At 72.9% G+C, this 15,059-nt stretch carries 16 protein-coding genes; 4 read left to right on the forward strand and 12 right to left on the reverse strand.

Annotated elements, in window-relative coordinates:
- Window positions 1–17 precede the first annotated feature (17 nt).
- From OG299_RS06165 to OG299_RS06190, 6 genes are all read right to left on the reverse strand, one after another.
- Window positions 18–1,715, reverse strand: a complete 1,698-nt coding sequence (locus tag OG299_RS06165; RefSeq protein ID WP_327360799.1) for a serine/threonine-protein kinase — start codon at window positions 1,713–1,715, stop codon at window positions 18–20.
- 27 nt (window positions 1,716–1,742) lie between these two features.
- Window positions 1,743–3,479 (reverse strand): peptide-N4-asparagine amidase, encoded by a 1,737-nt coding sequence (locus tag OG299_RS06170; protein WP_442817491.1) that lies wholly within the window; start codon window positions 3,477–3,479, stop codon window positions 1,743–1,745.
- A 103-nt stretch (window positions 3,480–3,582) separates the two neighbouring features.
- Complete coding sequence (gene rraA, locus OG299_RS06175) at window positions 3,583–4,083, reverse strand: ribonuclease E activity regulator RraA (RefSeq protein ID WP_266635699.1); 501 nt, start codon at window positions 4,081–4,083, stop codon at window positions 3,583–3,585.
- A gap of 72 nt (window positions 4,084–4,155) precedes the next feature.
- Window positions 4,156–4,422, reverse strand: coding sequence for a GlsB/YeaQ/YmgE family stress response membrane protein (locus OG299_RS06180; RefSeq protein WP_266635697.1), 267 nt, complete (start codon window positions 4,420–4,422; stop codon window positions 4,156–4,158).
- A 133-nt stretch (window positions 4,423–4,555) separates the two neighbouring features.
- Complete coding sequence (locus tag OG299_RS06185) at window positions 4,556–5,473, reverse strand: hypothetical protein (protein WP_327360800.1); 918 nt, start codon at window positions 5,471–5,473, stop codon at window positions 4,556–4,558.
- The gene (locus OG299_RS06190; RefSeq protein ID WP_327360801.1) at window positions 5,470–6,288 is read right to left on the reverse strand and encodes a phosphatase PAP2 family protein; all 819 of its coding nucleotides are present in this window, start codon (window positions 6,286–6,288) and stop codon (window positions 5,470–5,472) included. Before OG299_RS06190 ends, OG299_RS06185 begins: the two co-directional genes overlap by 4 nt.
- A gap of 231 nt (window positions 6,289–6,519) precedes the next feature.
- Between OG299_RS06190 and OG299_RS06195 the strand changes: the two genes are divergently transcribed.
- Window positions 6,520–7,152, forward strand: coding sequence for a TetR/AcrR family transcriptional regulator (locus tag OG299_RS06195; RefSeq protein WP_266635691.1), 633 nt, complete (start codon window positions 6,520–6,522; stop codon window positions 7,150–7,152).
- 151 nt (window positions 7,153–7,303) lie between these two features.
- On the opposite strand, the gene OG299_RS06200 is transcribed toward OG299_RS06195, so the two are convergent.
- Window positions 7,304–7,861, reverse strand: coding sequence for a TerD family protein (locus tag OG299_RS06200; protein ID WP_327360802.1), 558 nt, complete (start codon window positions 7,859–7,861; stop codon window positions 7,304–7,306).
- A 471-nt stretch (window positions 7,862–8,332) separates the two neighbouring features.
- Between OG299_RS06200 and OG299_RS06205 the strand changes: the two genes are divergently transcribed.
- The gene (locus OG299_RS06205; protein WP_327360803.1) at window positions 8,333–9,148 is read left to right on the forward strand and encodes a glutamate ABC transporter substrate-binding protein; all 816 of its coding nucleotides are present in this window, start codon (window positions 8,333–8,335) and stop codon (window positions 9,146–9,148) included.
- Here OG299_RS06205 and OG299_RS06210 read toward each other — a convergent pair.
- Complete coding sequence (locus OG299_RS06210) at window positions 9,132–10,094, reverse strand: SMP-30/gluconolactonase/LRE family protein (RefSeq protein ID WP_327360804.1); 963 nt, start codon at window positions 10,092–10,094, stop codon at window positions 9,132–9,134. The genes OG299_RS06205 and OG299_RS06210 overlap by 17 nt on opposite strands.
- Before the next feature lie 166 nt (window positions 10,095–10,260).
- Window positions 10,261–10,827, reverse strand: coding sequence for a DJ-1/PfpI family protein (locus OG299_RS06215; protein ID WP_266635683.1), 567 nt, complete (start codon window positions 10,825–10,827; stop codon window positions 10,261–10,263).
- Window positions 10,828–11,088: 261 nt separating this feature from the next.
- Between OG299_RS06215 and OG299_RS06220 the strand changes: the two genes are divergently transcribed.
- Window positions 11,089–11,913: an endonuclease I family protein gene (locus OG299_RS06220; RefSeq protein WP_327360805.1), complete on the forward strand. Its 825-nt coding sequence runs from the start codon at window positions 11,089–11,091 to the stop codon at window positions 11,911–11,913.
- 117 nt (window positions 11,914–12,030) lie between these two features.
- Window positions 12,031–12,342, forward strand: a complete 312-nt coding sequence (locus OG299_RS06225) for a DUF3040 domain-containing protein (RefSeq protein ID WP_266635679.1) — start codon at window positions 12,031–12,033, stop codon at window positions 12,340–12,342.
- A gap of 13 nt (window positions 12,343–12,355) precedes the next feature.
- On the opposite strand, the gene OG299_RS06230 is transcribed toward OG299_RS06225, so the two are convergent.
- The 3 genes from OG299_RS06230 to OG299_RS06240 all read right to left on the reverse strand — a co-directional run bounded on the left by OG299_RS06230 (window position 12,356) and on the right by OG299_RS06240 (window position 15,023).
- The gene (locus OG299_RS06230) at window positions 12,356–12,787 is read right to left on the reverse strand and encodes a GNAT family N-acetyltransferase (RefSeq protein ID WP_266635677.1); all 432 of its coding nucleotides are present in this window, start codon (window positions 12,785–12,787) and stop codon (window positions 12,356–12,358) included.
- Window positions 12,788–12,849: 62 nt separating this feature from the next.
- Window positions 12,850–14,511, reverse strand: a complete 1,662-nt coding sequence (locus OG299_RS06235; RefSeq protein ID WP_327360806.1) for a beta-N-acetylhexosaminidase — start codon at window positions 14,509–14,511, stop codon at window positions 12,850–12,852.
- 71 nt (window positions 14,512–14,582) lie between these two features.
- Window positions 14,583–15,023: a GlcG/HbpS family heme-binding protein gene (locus OG299_RS06240; RefSeq protein ID WP_327360807.1), complete on the reverse strand. Its 441-nt coding sequence runs from the start codon at window positions 15,021–15,023 to the stop codon at window positions 14,583–14,585.
- Window positions 15,024–15,059 lie beyond the last annotated feature (36 nt).

Consider the following 15,059-nt stretch of genomic DNA (forward strand, 5'->3'; position numbering starts at 1 on the left):
CGTGCGGGTACACGATGTCAGGAGCGGTAGACCTTCTTCACGTTGCCCTGGGTGTCGGCGTAGACGTAGCCGCCCTGCCCGTACTCGTCGCTGAGGTAGGGCCGCATGGACAGGGAGGTCGGATCGAGGATCCACGGCTCGACGATGACGTAGCGGGAGGTCGGGTTGGCCACGCCGAGCTCCTGCTTGGCCTTGTCGAGGAGGCCGGGCAGGGCGTCCCAGTTGACGGCCGCCATGTCGATCAGCGGCTCGTCCGCCTCGACGGTGCCGCCGGGTCCGGTGCGCTTCGCCTCGCCGTCGCGGTACTGGTAGCGGTCGTAGGTCTTGGCTCCGGGGCCGGTGGGGATGGAGGCGAGCACGTACTCCTCGTAGACCGTCATCTCCACGAACTCGGTCGTGCCGGACTTCTGCTTGAGGGCTTCGAGCGCGGTGCGCACGTTGGCCGGGGTGAGCAGGCTGCCCTTGGGGGCGGCGACCGGGCTGCCGATCGACTTGGGGAGGCTCGGCTTGGAGCTGGAGGCGGTGGAGGGGCCCGTACTGGCGACGGTGTCACCGCCCTTCGCGGCGCCGCTGCCGCCTTCGCCGTCGGGGATCCACTTGACGAGCCCGATCACGCCGCCCGCCAGGACCAGGGCGAGGAGGGCGCCGAGCAGCACCGGACGGCGGCGCGGCGCGTGTGCCGCCGGGACGGGCGCGGTGACCGAGTAGGGGGACCCGCCCCCGGGGGTGAACGGCGCCGCCGGCGCGTAGGGCTGCGGGATCTGCGGCTGCGCGGGGCCGGTCTGACCGACGCCGATCCCCGGCTGCGGGTTCGGCGGCCCGTACTGGCCCAGGACCACCGGAGGCACGACCGGTGTGGCACCGCCGAGAGCAGCGCTCGCGTCCCGGAGCAGCTGTTCCAGCTGCGCCGCGTCGGGCCGTACGGACAGGTCCCGTACGAGCAGCCGTTCCAGTACGGGCCCCAGCGGACCGGAGCGCACCGGAGCCGGGATCGGCTCGTCGAGCACGGCGACGACGGTGGCCAGGGTGGTGGCCCGGCGCAGCGGATGGGCCCCCTCCGAGGCCACGTAGAGCAGCATGCCGAGCGACCAGAGGTCCGAGGCCGCCAGGCCCTCCTCACCGCGCGCTCGCTCCGGGGCGATGTACTCCGGCGAGCCGATGAGCACGCCGGTGGAGGTGAGGGCGGTCGAGCCGTGCAGGGCCGCGATGCCGAAGTCGGTCAGCACGGCCGAGCCGTCGGGGCGCAGCAGCACGTTGGCCGGCTTCACATCGCGGTGCAGCACTCCTTCGGCGTGGGCGGCCCGCAGCGCGGACAGCACGTCGAGGCCGAGCCGCAGCACGTCGGCGACGGGCATCGGCCCCGACTCCAGCCGGTCGTACAGGGAGCCGCCCTTGACCAGCTCCATCACGATCCACGGATGTCCGTCCGTGCCGGCGGCGGGCTCGACGATGTGGTGGATCGTCACCACGTGCGGGTGCGCCAGCCGGGCGAGCGCCCGGGCCTCGCGGATGGCGCGTTCGCGCAGCTGGACGGTGAGCCCGGGCTGGGCGGCGGCGGTCGCCGGGTCCGGCGGGCGCACCTCTTTCAGGGCGACGTCGCGGTGCAGTGCGATGTCGCGGGCGCGCCACACCGTGCCCATACCGCCGGCGCCCAGCGGCGCGATCAGTTCGAAGCGGCCGTCGACCAGCTGTCTGCCGGCCTCACTCATGTCCATGGCCGGTCATCGTAGGCGCAGCCGGTGTCAGCAGCGTCGGCGGTCCACCGTCACGGTGCCCTGGGCGGTGGACAGGGTGCGGTCGTAGCAGCCGCGCCCGGTGTCCGACCCGTACAACTGGTAGTGCTCGGAGCTGGTGCCGACCGCGTGCCGCTGCTCGCGCGGGACGTTCGCCGTGTAGGCGGCGTCGCCCGTGTACCGGTCGTCGAGCAGGGTCCGGTCCACGGTCCGGCCGCCGCGCAGGGTGCTCGTCTCGGCCCGGTCGCCGAGTGCGATGACCGTGCGCAGCCGGTCCCCGGCTCCGAGGGTGGTCTCGCCGTCCATCGTGTACGTGCGCGCGGTGCGGACGGTGGTGGGCCCGCGGGTGACGCTCTCCTCGTCGGTCCAGGCGGCGGTCAGGGCGTCCTGGTTCTCGCCCTCCGTCCAGCGGTGCACCGAGGTGTTGTGGACGGCGCGGGTGACGGTGGTGGTGACCCGGCCGTGGGAGGTGTCGAGGCGGCCTGCGACGGTCAGGCGGTGGCCGCCCTCGGTGTCGAGGCGGTGCTGCGCACCGGGCGCACCGGGTGTGGCGGGCGTCCAGCGGGTGGAGTTGGCCGTGTCGCCCTCCTCGTGCCGGGTGAGGGAGCCGGTGACGACGGTACGGCCCTCGTCCTGCCACAGGAGGAGGTTCGTCGGGGTGCTCCAGCCGCTCTGTCCGGCCGGGACCCCGGCGACGGACACCTCGATCCGGTGCGGGCGGCCGTCGTTGAGGAGGGCGGCGTACGGGGTGAGGTCGTAGACGACCGGCTGGACGTCGAAGGCGCGGGGCGCGGGGGTGACGTACCAGAGGAAGGGGTTCGACCAGCCGCCGGTCCACACGGTCGGGAAGGGGGCCGCGATGCCGGCGAGCTGCCCGTCGACGGAGATCCGGACCTCGCGGTACGGGCCGTCGGCGGCCTTGCAGGAGTACGGCGCGGCATCGGGGGCGGTCATGTACCAGTACTCCTCGCAGCCGCCGCCGGAGCCGGTGGCGTACACCTCGGCGAGGAGCCGCTCGGTGTTGCGCGGGGTGGTGACGGAGGGGGTGGTGAGCGGGAGGACGCGGTCGGGGGTGTCGGGGGCGGGGGTGTGCCGGTCCCGGTCGGCGGCGTAGAAGGTGAGGGTGACCTTGACGTCGATGACGCCGGTGTAGGTGTCGTTGACGACGTTGCCGATCAGCATCTCGACGGGCTGCGGCCGGCTGAGGGTGTCGCGGTAGCGGGTCACGTCCTTCTCGACGGACCAGGTGATGCCGTCGGGCGAGGGCTCGGGGGTGGAGGTGCGCAGGATTTCCACGCCGCCGAGGGAGAGGTGGCCGAGGCGGTCGTACTGCCGGCCCTTGACCTTGCCGTCGAGGCGCAGGACGACTTTGGCCCAGGACCCGCTGCCGCATGCGGTCGGGGGCGTGTAGTTCCCCAGGTAGGGCGTGTAGTCGCGGAACTGTGCCTCGGCGACGGTCACCTCGCAGGACCGGGTCGCGGGGCGGGCGACGGGCGGGGCGGCGGTGAGGGGGTCGTGCCAGTCGGTGCCGAACTCGGGGGGCGGCTCGGCGCCGGCGCCGGGCCGGGGCGCGGCCGGTCCGGCCGCCGGGACCGCCGGGTCACCCGGGACCGCTTCGGTGGCGTGGCGGGCCCCGCCCGCGTGCGCGGTGGTGTCGGCCGCGGCCGCGGGTCCCGCGGTGCCGGCCAGGGTGCCTGCGGCGAGCGCGAGCGCGCCGAGCAGGCCCATGATCCTGTGTCGTCTCATGGCCCCGCAGTGAATCCCGCCCGACCGGGTGGGCACCAGGGCTCCTGCCCCGCCCCTGGCCGAATCTCGCCCCCCGGGACCCCGCGTACGGCTCCGCGCGGGGTTACGAGGTGCGCAGGACGACCGTGCCGTCGTCGTCCGCGTGGACCGTGTCCCCGGGGCGGAAGGTGACTTCGCCGATCGTGACCGGCTCGTCCACCGTGCCCGCGCCCGTCTTGCCGCTCTTGCGGGGGACCGTGCCCAGTGCCTTGATGCCGAGGTCGAGTCCGCCCAGGGCCACGCTGTCGCGGACCGCGCCGTTGATGATCAGGCCCGCCCAGCCGTTGCGCCGTGCGGCCCCGGCGATGAGGTCGCCGGTGAGGGCCGTGCGCAGGGATCCGCCGCCGTCCACGACGAGGACCGCTCCCTCCCCCGGGGTGTTGACCAGCTCGCGCAGCAGCGCGTTGTCCTCGTGGCAGGTGACGGTCCGTACCGGGCCCGCGAAGAGCCGGCGTCCGCCGAACTGGCGGAACGGCGTGGTGCAGATGGCCAGGCCCTCGCCGTGCTCGTCGTACAGGTCGCTCGTGGGAACGGGCTTGATGGGGGTGTCGGGAGTGACGCTCATGTGACTCGGGGCTCCTCGCAGCTCGTACGTCGCGCCGTGCGGCCCCAGCCTAAGCAGTGCTCCCGGCGCCGCTCAGTCGCGGGAGTTGCCGAACAGGATCCGGTAGCCGATGAGCAGGACCAGCGAGCCCGCGATCGCGGAGCCCCAGGTGGCGGGGTCGTAGAACTCGTTGGCGATCGGCTTGTCCAGGAACTTCGCGGACAGCCAGCCGCCGACGAAGGCTCCGGCGACGCCGATGAGGGTGGTCCCGATCAGGCCGCCGGGGTCGCGGCCGGGCAGCAGGACCTTGGCTATCAAGCCGGCCAGCAGTCCCAGGACGATCCAGCTGACGATCCCCATGTGTGTTCACTCCGCTTCGTCGTGCGTGCGCGTTCCGTGCGTGATGTTCGCGTTCACCGGGGAGGACGCGAACACCGGCTAAACGGTTCTCAGCTGCGGCGGGTCCGTACGCGCACGACCCCGGCCACAGCCGTCATACCGGTACACGCGTGATCGACACGGCGCCGGCCGATGCCGGTACGGGCGCCGGTGCGGGGGCGGGTGCGGGGGCGGGTGCGGGGGCGGGCGCCGCGCTCGGGGCCGTCCGCGTCAGCAGCAGTACCCCGCGCGCCGCCGCGAGCGCGCCGGCCGCCGCGAGCAGGATCCCCATCGCGCCGCCCTGGAGGCGTTCGCCGAGCAGGACCGTGCCGATGGCGGCCGCGGCCAGCGGGTTGGCCAGGTTCACGACGGCGAGCGGCGCCCCGAGTCCGCCCCGGTAGGCCCGCTGCGACAGCAGCATCCCGCCGACCGCGAACACCACGACGAGCAGGGCCACGGAGACGACCCGCACGCTGAGCAGGGCCCCGCCGCGGCCGCCCGCGACGGCCACCGTCTGGGTCAGGGCGGAGGCCACGGCGGAGGCCAGCCCGGACGCCGTCGCGTGCCGCAGCCCCGAGCTCACGTCCCGGCGCGCGGTCAGCGCCACGATCGCGAAGGCGGTCGCCCCGGACACGGCGAGTGCCTCGGCCAGGGTGAGGGTGTCGTCGGGGGCCGGTCCGGAGGCCGGGAGCAGCAGCAGGCCGAGCCCGACGACGGTGGCCAGGGTGCCCCGCCATTCGGTGGCCGCGACCCGGCGGCCGGCTCCGCGGGCCCCGAGCGGGACGGCGGCGACGAGGGTGAGCGCGCCGAGCGGCTGGACCAGGGTGAGCGGGCCGTAGCGCAGGGCGGCCGCGTGCAGCAGCGCGGCGCCGGCGTTCAGCCCGGCCGACCACCACCAGGCTCCGTTCCCGAACAGGGCACCGGCGCTGCGGGCGACCGCGGCCCGGGCGAGCCGCTCCTGGGCCACGGCGGCGGAGGCGTAGGCCACGGCCGAGGCGAGGCAGAGCGCGACGGCGAGGACGGTGGCGTTCATCGGCCGACCCCCACGACGTCGGATCCGGCGCCCACGGCGTTGCGCGGGCGCGGCAGGTGCCGTACGACGGGCAGCGAGCCGGTGCGCGCCTGCGGGCGCGGGACGAGCAGCAGCGCCCCGCCGAGCAGCACCGTGGCGACGATCGCGTCGAGCCAGTAGTGGTTGGCGGTGCCGACGACCACGAGCAGGGTCAGCAGCGGGTGCAGCAGCCACAGCACGCGCCAGCGGGACCGGGTGGCGGCGATCATGCCGAGCGCCAGCATCAGCGCCCACCCGAAGTGCAGTGAGGGCATCGCGGCGAACTGGTTGGCCATGGTGTCGGCGGCGGGCGCGGCCCGGTAGACGGAGGGCCCGTAGACCAGCCCGGTGTCCACCAGGTGCGCGGCCCCGAGCATCCGCGGCGGTGCGAGCGGGAAGGCGAGGTGCAGCGCGAGGGCTGCGCCGGTCAGGACGGCGAGTACGCGCCGGGCCCACAGGTAGTGGCCCGGTCTGCGCAGGTACAGCCAGATCAGGAAGACGGCGGTCGCCGGGAAGTGCACGGCCGCGTAGTACGTGTTCGCGGTGTGCACGAGGGCGTCCCCGTGGAGGAGCAGCCGCTGGATCACGCCCTCGCCGGGCAGGTGCAGGGTGCGCTCGATGTCCCAGATCCGGCCGGCGTTGCGGAAGGCCTCGTCGGTGCGGTCCGTGGAGAGCATCCGGCCCGCCTTGTAGACGGCGAACAGACCCGCGACGAGCAACAGCTCACGTATGAGGCGTCGCCGCTGCCCGGTTCCCGGGCCGTCGGCCGGCCCGCCAGGTGTCGTGTGGGAGCTCATTCCCCCAACTCTCTCTTCCTGTACTCGCGCGCCGCTCGAACGCGGATGGTGCGGATGGTCGCGCGCTGATGCGCCGGTGTACGGCGTCCGGAGCCGGCCGCGTGCACATCGACACGCCAGTGTATCGATACATTCGCGTATCGATACGCTGGTGTACCGATACGCTCGCGTTCCCGTACACTTTCCCTACGGAACCAACCGCCGCGGAGCCCCCGAGGAGAGCCGCTCACCATGACGTCGACGCCGCCCACCGCGCGCCGCTCCAAGATCACCCCGGAGCGGGTGCAGGAGTTCTACGACGCCGTCCTGGAGCAGCTGCGCGAGCACGGGTACGAGGCACTGACCATGGAGGGCGTCGCCGCCCGGGCCTGCTGCGGGAAGTCGACGCTCTACCGGCAGTGGAAGACCAAGCCCCAGCTGGTCGCGGCCGCCCTGCGGGCGAACCGGCAGGGCACTCTGGTCGCGGTGGACACCGGCACGCTCGCCGGCGACCTGCGCGAGGCGGCCCGGATCGCAGCCGGCAACTCGGGCCGCGACACCCGCCTCACCCAGGCCCTCGGGCATGCCGTGCTCAGCGACGAGCAGCTGCAGGCGGCCCTGCGCGAGGCGCTGGTCGAGCCGGAGCTGGCCGCGTTCGACGCGATGGTGGCGCGGGCCGTGGCGCGCGGCGAGATCGCGGCGGACCACCCGGCCCTGGAGTTCCTGCCGGCCCAGCTGATGGGCGTGCTGCGGATCCGGCCGGTACTGGAGGGGCGCTACGCCGACGCCGACTACCTGGTCCGGTTCGTCGACGGGGCCCTGTTGCCCGCCCTGGGCCTGGCCCCGATCCCCGTCCCGGACCGGAACCGGGCTCCGGCCCCCTGAACCGGTGGGCCGCCGCCCTGATGACCTGACGGCGACCCGCCCGCGCTGCCTCGTGGGGACGGCGGCAGCGCGCCACCCGGACGGGGCGGTGGTCACTCACTCGAGGGAGTGGCCACCGCCCGGTCTGTGCGGCCCCACGGCGCGCGTTGCGTCAGGACCGCAGGGCGCCCATGACCCGGGCGAACTCCTCCGGATCGGCGTCGAAGCCCCGTACGGCGGCGTCCAGCGACCAGACCCCCGAGGCGTCGCGGGTGAACTCCGCGACCGTGGCCGCGGTGGCGGCCGGGACCCCTGCGAAATCGGACACCGCGAGGTCGGTGTAGCCCTCCCGGATCCGGACCCCCGTACCGCCTATGGCCGCGAAGGTCTTCGTACGGGCACCGCGCGGGCCGGTCTCCTGGATCACCACGCCCACCACCACGCGCCCCAACGCGGAGGACATCCGGTTCAGCTCGAGGGTCATGACCTCGTCGAACCCGAAGCCCTGACCGGTGTGGCTGTCGCGGTTCAGCGTGATGGTGCCGTCGGGGGAACGACTGCCGAAGTGCACGAGGTGGACCGGCTCCCCGTAGGGGTCCGCGGCGCCGTACACCGCCGCGATGATGTCCAGGTCGTGGGCGGGTGCACCCGACGGGCTCGGATCCCACCGCAGGGCGATCTCCACCTTGGCCAGGCTCTTGCGTACTCCGCTCGCCGTCGACGTACTCACCGAACTCCCCCTCCGCTTGACGGGCGTTGCCCCCGGCCATGCTGTCACGCCGCGGCCCTGCCGGTCCGGACGAGCGTACGTTCCCGGCCAGTTGGGCCGGTTCGCCCGGCATGCTCGGCGGGGCCGTCCGCGCAGGTCCCGGTCTGCTGCGGGAGAGCACACGCATCCGCGAGCCGGAATCGACCATTTGTTCGACAAAACCCCCTGGCGACCCGCCACTCTCCGTCACCGGCCGGCTCCGATCGCCACACCCCGCGCGGCCCCTTTTATCCCGTTCGGAGCGCAATGCACCATAGAAACGCCGGTCACGCCGGATCGTTACCTCAAGCTTTGCTCAATTCCAGTGACACCGCGCCCACCGGCTTCCTAGCTTCCTCGTACACGCGTCTTGACGCTTTTTACGAACCCGCGGTTCCACACGCTGCCGGCGATCCCGCAGCGCGTCCCGCGTTCCCGAGGAAAGAGTGCAGCATGAAGGTTCCCCAGGCCGGTGCTTTGGCCGCAGTGATCGGCCTCGCCCTGACCGCCACGGCGTGCGGCGGTGACGGCGGCCCCGAGGGGAACCTCTCCATCGGCATCAAGTTCGACCAGCCGGGTGTCGGGCTGCGCGAGCCGGGCGGGACCTTCTCCGGCTTCGACGTGGACGTCTCGACGTACATCGCCAAGCAGCTGGGCTACAAGCCCGAGCAGATCGAGTTCAAGAAGGTCGACAGCTCCGACCGCGAGCTGCTGCTCCAGTACAACGAGGTCAAGTTCGTCGCGGCCAGCTACTCGATCAACGACAAGCGCAAGGAGAAGGTCGACTTCGCCGGCCCCTACTTCCTCGCGCACCAGGACCTGCTGGTCCGCGCCGACGACGCCACGATCACCAAGGCCGAGGACCTCAACAACAAGAAGCTCTGCTCGGTCACCGGCTCCACCTCGGCACAGAACGTCAAGGAGAAGCTGGCCCCCAAGGCGAGCGTCCTGGAGCTCGACGGCTACTCGGAGTGCGTCATCGCGCTCCAGGACGGCCTGGTCGACGCCATGACCACGGACAACTCCATCCTGGCCGGGTACGCCGCGCAGAAGGGCAACACGGGCAAGTTCAAGCTGGTCGGGCTGAGCCTGAGCAACGAGAACTACGGCATCGGCGTCAAGAAGGGCGACAAGGAGCTGCAGGGCAAGATCAACGCCGCCCTGAAGAAGATGGTCCAGGACGGGTCCTGGGACGCGGCCGTGAAGAAGAACTTCGGCCCGGCCAACTACCGGAACGAGCCCGCTCCCGTGATCACGACGGGCAGCTGACGATCGTCGACGCGGTGGCCGGATTCGACCAGTCCGAGTCGAAGGCGGCGTTCACCACGTAGAGGCGTCCGCCGTGGACCGCCGCGGTCGTCGGCTCGTCGAAGCGCGGATCGGTGATCCGCTTGACGAACCGGCCCCGGCGGCCGTCCGCGCTGAGCGTGAACACCTCGACGGCGTAGTCCCGGTTGCGGACGACGTACAGCGTGCGGCCGTGCACCACGAGCCCGTCGCCGTTGGCCACCGATCCCCCGTCGAGCGGGACCTCGGCGGCGGCGCCGGTGCGCGGGTCGACGCGGAACAGCGCCCGCACGTTGTCGTTGACCACCAGCAGCGCCCGGCCGTCCGGGGTGCGCTCGATGCCGTTGGAGCCCCACACCTGGCCGCCGGGCGGGGTCGGGACCCAGTCACCGGTGAGCGCCACGGCGCGCGGGGCCCGGCCGGAGCCCGCGCCCGACCCGGCGGGCAGGAAGTACAGCACGTCGTTGAAGGAGTCGGTGAACCAGGCTCCGCCGCAGCCGACGACGACGTCGTTGACGAAGGCCGTCCCGGTGGCCGCCTGGTGAGTGGCGAGCACCCGGCCGTCCCCGCCGTCCACGACGCGGATCCGGCCGTCCGCACCGCCCGCGACGAGCAGCCGGCCGTTCCCGTCGAGCTTGAGCCCGACGGACATCGCGCCCGGACCCTGCCCCTCGGTCAGGATCCGCCCGGCCCCGGTGGCGAGGTCCACGCGGTAGACCGCACCGTCGATCAGCGACCCCGTGTACGCGAGCCCGCCCGGCGAGACGGCGATGCCCTCGGGCTGGAATCCGGGCGGGGTGGGAAGGGTGTCCGGCCGGGACGCAGCGGGCCGGGCCTGGGCGAGCGGTGCGAGCGGCCCCACGAGCGCGGCGCCGCCGAGGGCTGCGGCCGCGCCGAGGAAGCTGCGCCGGCCCAAGGGTCCAGTCACGGTGGTGTCCTTTCAACGGCCGCACCAACTGCCGTGCGAACAGCGGGAGTTGAACCACATCGGTTGACCCTGCCACCTCAGCACACCGCAGCCGCCCCGTCAGTCCCGGGCCCGGACCCTTCACAAGGGAATGGGGAGCCTCCCCTTCACCGCCCCTCTGCGTACGTCAGGCCAGCGGCGCCTTGGCGCGAAGCACCTTCAGGAACTCCCGCATCCAGGCGGAGTGGTCGGGCCAGGCGCGCGCCGAGACCAGGGTGCCGTCGACCACGGCCTCGGAGTCCTCGTACGCCGCCCCCGCGGCCTTCATGTCGAGTTCCAGCGCCGGGTACGCGGTCACCCGGCGGCCGTCCAGCCCGCCGCTCGCGGCCGTGATCAGCGGGCCGTGGCAGATCTGGGCGATCGGCTTGTCGGAGCTTGTGAAGGCGGCCAGGATCCGCCGTACCTCGGGATCGTTGCGCAGGTACTCCGGCGCCCGGCCGCCCGGGACGACCACGGCCGCGTACTGCTCGGGAACCACGTCGGCGAACGCCACGTCGGCGGGCCAGGTGTAGCCGGGCTTCTCGGTGTACGTGTCGAAGCCCTCCTCGAAGTCGTGCACCACGAACCGCAGTTTCTTCACCGCCGGCGCCGCGATGTGCACCTCGTACCCCTCCTCGCGCAGGCGCTGGTACGGGTAGAGGACCTCCAGCGACTCCGCCGCGTCGCCGGTCACGATGAGGATCTTCGCTGCCATGGGCTGCTCCCGGTAGGGGTGTTCACGGTGCACGGTCCGCGCGGCCCCGGCCGGGGCCCCCGCCACCGTGCCCGCAGCGGCGCGTTCTGCCAAGAGGTCCTCACCCGTTCGGCCCAGCGGCCACCAGGAGCAGAATCCAGCCTTCCGACACATGGATTTTACCTGTAAGGCACATGACAATGTGAGCCTCTGCTCTGCCACCTGATGCCCCGCCAACTGCCATGGCGGGGGCGGTGCCTGCGAAGAGGTATCCCCCACACCATGAGAATCTCCCCACGTACCCCCTGGGTCGCCGGGCTCGCCGTAGCGGCCCTGGTCCTCATTCCGGCCACTGCGTCGGCCGGCTCGCAGCGGACGGCTGCTCCCCACGCCGACGCGGCCGCCACGACCACCGCGACCTCGGTCGACGCGTACTACGCGGCCGCCGAGGGCAAGACCGGAGCCGCGCTGAAGACCGCGCTCCACGACATCATCAAGAACCAGTCCAAGGTGACCTACGACGGCGTGTGGAACGCCCTGAAGGTCACCGACCAGGACCCGGCGAACCCGAACAACGTCATCCTCGTCTACTCGGGCCGCTCCCAGTCCAAGTCCACCAACGGCGGCGGGGCCAACGACTGGAACCGCGAGCACGTCTGGGCCAAGAGCCACGGCGACTTCGGCACCGCGACCGGCCCGGGCACCGACCTGCACCACCTGCGCCCCGAGGACGTCACGGTCAACAGCACCCGCGGCAACAAGGACTTCGACATGGGCGGCAGCCCGGTCGCCGAGGCCCCCGGCAGCTTCACCGACTCCGACTCCTTCGAGCCGCGCGACGCGGTCAAGGGCGACGTCGCACGCATGCTGCTCTACATGGCCGTCCGCTACGACGGCGGCGACGGCTTCGCCGACCTCGAGATGAACGACAAGGTCAACAACGGCACCGCCCCGCTCTTCGGCCGTATCAGCCTGCTGAAGCAGTGGAACCAGCAGGACCCGCCGGACGCCTTCGAGCAGCGCCGCAACCAGGTCATATTCGACACCTTCCAGCACAACCGGAACCCGTTCATCGACCACCCGGAGTGGGTCAACTCCATCTGGTGACCCTCTCCCGGCAGCCAGGGGACGGCCCGCGAGGGTTGGGCCGCCCCCTGGTCGGGTATTCGCAGGCCAGAGGCTGTGGTGCGCGCCGCCCGGCGACGCCGGCCGATGGAGGTCGTCATGGACGGAGCGGGACTGTCCGACCACGAGCGGCGCGCCCTGTCGGCGATCGAGGCCGACCTCGAAGCGGACCGCTCCCTGCAGCGGATCCTGCGCGCCGCACATACCCGCCCGCGGTACCGCGCCGTGGCCGCCTGCCTCCTCGCCGCGCTGACCCTGGCCCTGCTGGTGGCCGCCGCGGTCACCGTGTCCCTCCCGCTGATCTGGGGGTTCGCCGCGGCCTGGACCCTGACCGTGGTCCTGGCCCTGCCGCTGGTCGGCCGGTGGATCCGCCGCAGCTGGCAGCGCCGGGAGCCCGCCGAGCGCTCGTAGCGCGACCGCTGCGCTACTGCTCGCCGAGCAGCATCCACTTCTCCGTGTCCGCCAGGGGCTCGAAGCCCGCCTTGGCGTAGACGCCGTGCGCGTCGGCCGTCGCGAGCATCACCCGGCGCAGCCCGTACGGGGCCAGGTGGTCGCGGATCGCGGCGACGAGGCTCGTTCCCAGGTTCCTGCCGCGTGCGGCGCGGTCGACGTAGACGTCGCACAGCCAGGCGAAGGTGGTCCGGTCGGTCACGACGCGGGCGTAGCCGAGCTGGGTGCCCGAGGCCGTGTCGTAGACGCCGAAGTTCAGGGAGTGCGCGATGGCCTCGTCCTGCTTCTCCCTGCTCCGGCCGAGGGCCCAGTACGAGTCCTCCGACAGCCAGCGGTGGATCAGCTCGGCGTCGAGTCGGGCGGGGTCGGTGGACAACTCGCAGCCGTCCGGCAGTTCCGTGTTCATCCCGGCATCCAAGCAACGCGGGCAGGGCTCCGGCCAGCGAATTTACGCGGCGTCCGGAGGGGTCAGCCCGGAGGCTGGAGCCGGTCGGCGAGTGCCTTGAAGTCGGCCCAGGCGGGCTGCGGCGGGCGGGCGTCCCAGACCTTCTGGGACAGCGCCGCCAGGGGCAGCCGGATCCCCTCGGCGACCTGGGCCTGGGTCTGGGCACCGGCCAGGTCGCACCACACGGCGAGCCGTCCGCCGAGTATCTGCGCCGCGTACCGGGCCGGCACCGGGGTCGTGCCGCGCAGTACGAGCGGGGTCCACTGCTCGTAGATCCGCCGGCCGGTGGGGTAGGTGAACTGGTTCGGCTGGCCGAGCACGTAGTAGAGGTACTCGTCGTTCAGGTTGACCAGCTTGCGGCCCTCGCGCAGGTACTCCAGCGGCGGCCGGGCCCCGAGCTCCTTGCCCGTCCAGTACTCGACCTGGATGTCCTTGGCCGCCTGGACCACGCCTCCGGTGAAGAAGCCGTCATTCCACGCCTTGGGCACCTTGCCCGCCGGACGCACCACGTCCGCACGGTCGTTCAGCCAGCCCTCGGCCAGGTCCTGGATGCGCGCCGAAGGCCCGTACTTCTGCCGGGCCGCCTGGGCGAGCTGCGGGAAGGAGGCCTGCGGGTCGCGGTAGACCAGCGCCTGGTACTCGTCGGCGCCCAGGTGCCAGAACGCGCCGGGGAACAACGGCAGGTACTCGCGGAGCAGTTCGTCGATGAGCTTGGCCGAGGCCGGCTTCGATATGTCCACGGCGCCCTTGACGGCCCTGCCCTGTACGTCGCGCAGCTGGAGGGCGGGGTGGGCGCGCAGCACGGCGCCGAGGTGGCCCGGCGAGTCGAGCTCGGGGACGACCGTGATGTGCAGGCGGGCGGCGAGCGCGGTGATCTGCCGGACGTCGGCCTTGCTGAGGTGGGGCGTGGAGACGATCTCGGGGTGGGTGTCGGACTGGATCCGGAAGGCCTGGTCGTCGGAGAAGTGCAGGCCGAGCTGGTTGAGCTTGAGGTCGGCCATCCGGCGCAGTTGGTTCTCGATCCAGCCCACGGTGAAGTTCTTGCGGGCTATGTCGAGGTTCAGGCCGCGCTGGGGCTTGGCCGGGCCGTCGCGCACGGTGCCCTCGGGGGCCGAACCGGCGGACTTCACCGCCTGCTTGAGGGTGCGCGTGCCGTAGAAGACCCCGGCCTCGTCCGGGCCGGTGACCCGGACCCGGCCGTCCTGGACGGTCATCGTGTACGACTCGGGCGGCCCGGAGTTCTTGGCGCCGAGGGCGAGCTCCACGTCGCCGGGACGCGCATCCGCGGTCTCGGCGAAGCCCATGCGCAGTTCGCCGGCGAGCAGCCTGCCCTCGTCGGCGAGGGCCGCGGCGTTCGCCGGCGGTACGACGACCCGCGCGGCGGCGGCCGGCTTCCAGCCGGGGCCGCGGGCCGGGGTGTGCTCCCGTACGGCCGGGATGGTGCGCGGGGCGGTGGACAGCGCGTACGACGGGGTCGGCGAGGGGGCCGGGGCGCTGCGCGCGGAGGCCGTGGTGGCGGGGGCGGCGGGGCCGGTGGTGATGGCGTCCCCGGGGCTGCGGGCCTCGTCGGAGGCGGCCGTACATCCCGGCACGGCGAGGGAGACCAGCGCGGCCGCGACCGCCGTGGCGATGGCGTGGCTCCGCCTGACCTGCCTGGACCGGACCTGACTGGACTCTCGCATCATGCACCCCTGTCCCCCGTACCAAAGTGGCACGGGGGACAGGGGGGCGCGACCCGGAGGCCGGGTCGGGAGCTTCAGACCAGCGCGTCGAGGGCGGCCGCGGCGAAGCCGTGGTCCTGGTCGGGGGCGCCGCCGCCCACGCCGATGGCGCCGATGAGGCGGCCGTCGCGGTGGACCGGCAGCCCGCCCGCGATGAACAGCAGCGGCCGGTCGAGGGCGGTGGGCAGGGTGTGGAAGAGCCCGCCGGGCCGGACGGCGTCGACGAGGTCGGCGGTCGGGGCGTCGAGCTGGAGGGCGGTGAAGGCCTTGCGGGTGCTGGTCTCGCCGGAGATCAGTACGGCGCGGTCGTCGCGGCGGAACGCGAGCAGGTGGCCCCCGGCGTCGAGGACGGTGACGCTGACCGTGGCCCCGGCCCGCTCAGCGGCGGCGCGGGCGGCGGAGAGGAGGAGTTCGGCGTCTTCGGTGGTCAGCGGGGCGACGGCGGTGCGGGCGGGGGTGGTGGTGGCGCCGGACATGCGGGGTTCTCCTGGATCGTGGGGCGGGATGTGTCG

The sequence above is a fragment of the Streptomyces sp. NBC_01296 genome (assembly GCF_035984415.1).
GTDB lineage: Bacteria > Actinomycetota > Actinomycetes > Streptomycetales > Streptomycetaceae > Streptomyces.

Coding starts and splice junctions, on each gene's coding strand:
- OG299_RS06165 (WP_327360799.1), bottom strand. CDS start 1,715: ATGGACATGAGTGAGGCCGGCAGACAGCTGGTCGACGGCCGCTTCGAA.
- OG299_RS06170 (WP_442817491.1), bottom strand. CDS start 3,479: ATGAGACGACACAGGATCATGGGCCTGCTCGGCGCGCTCGCGCTCGCC.
- rraA (WP_266635699.1), bottom strand. CDS start 4,083: ATGAGCGTCACTCCCGACACCCCCATCAAGCCCGTTCCCACGAGCGAC.
- OG299_RS06180 (WP_266635697.1), bottom strand. CDS start 4,422: ATGGGGATCGTCAGCTGGATCGTCCTGGGACTGCTGGCCGGCTTGATA.
- OG299_RS06185 (WP_327360800.1), bottom strand. CDS start 5,473: ATGAACGCCACCGTCCTCGCCGTCGCGCTCTGCCTCGCCTCGGCCGTG.
- OG299_RS06190 (WP_327360801.1), bottom strand. CDS start 6,288: ATGAGCTCCCACACGACACCTGGCGGGCCGGCCGACGGCCCGGGAACC.
- OG299_RS06195 (WP_266635691.1), top strand. CDS start 6,520: ATGACGTCGACGCCGCCCACCGCGCGCCGCTCCAAGATCACCCCGGAG.
- OG299_RS06205 (WP_327360803.1), top strand. CDS start 8,333: ATGAAGGTTCCCCAGGCCGGTGCTTTGGCCGCAGTGATCGGCCTCGCC.
- OG299_RS06215 (WP_266635683.1), bottom strand. CDS start 10,827: ATGGCAGCGAAGATCCTCATCGTGACCGGCGACGCGGCGGAGTCGCTG.
- OG299_RS06220 (WP_327360805.1), top strand. CDS start 11,089: ATGAGAATCTCCCCACGTACCCCCTGGGTCGCCGGGCTCGCCGTAGCG.
- OG299_RS06225 (WP_266635679.1), top strand. CDS start 12,031: ATGGACGGAGCGGGACTGTCCGACCACGAGCGGCGCGCCCTGTCGGCG.
- OG299_RS06230 (WP_266635677.1), bottom strand. CDS start 12,787: ATGAACACGGAACTGCCGGACGGCTGCGAGTTGTCCACCGACCCCGCC.
- OG299_RS06235 (WP_327360806.1), bottom strand. CDS start 14,511: ATGATGCGAGAGTCCAGTCAGGTCCGGTCCAGGCAGGTCAGGCGGAGC.
- OG299_RS06240 (WP_327360807.1), bottom strand. CDS start 15,023: ATGTCCGGCGCCACCACCACCCCCGCCCGCACCGCCGTCGCCCCGCTG.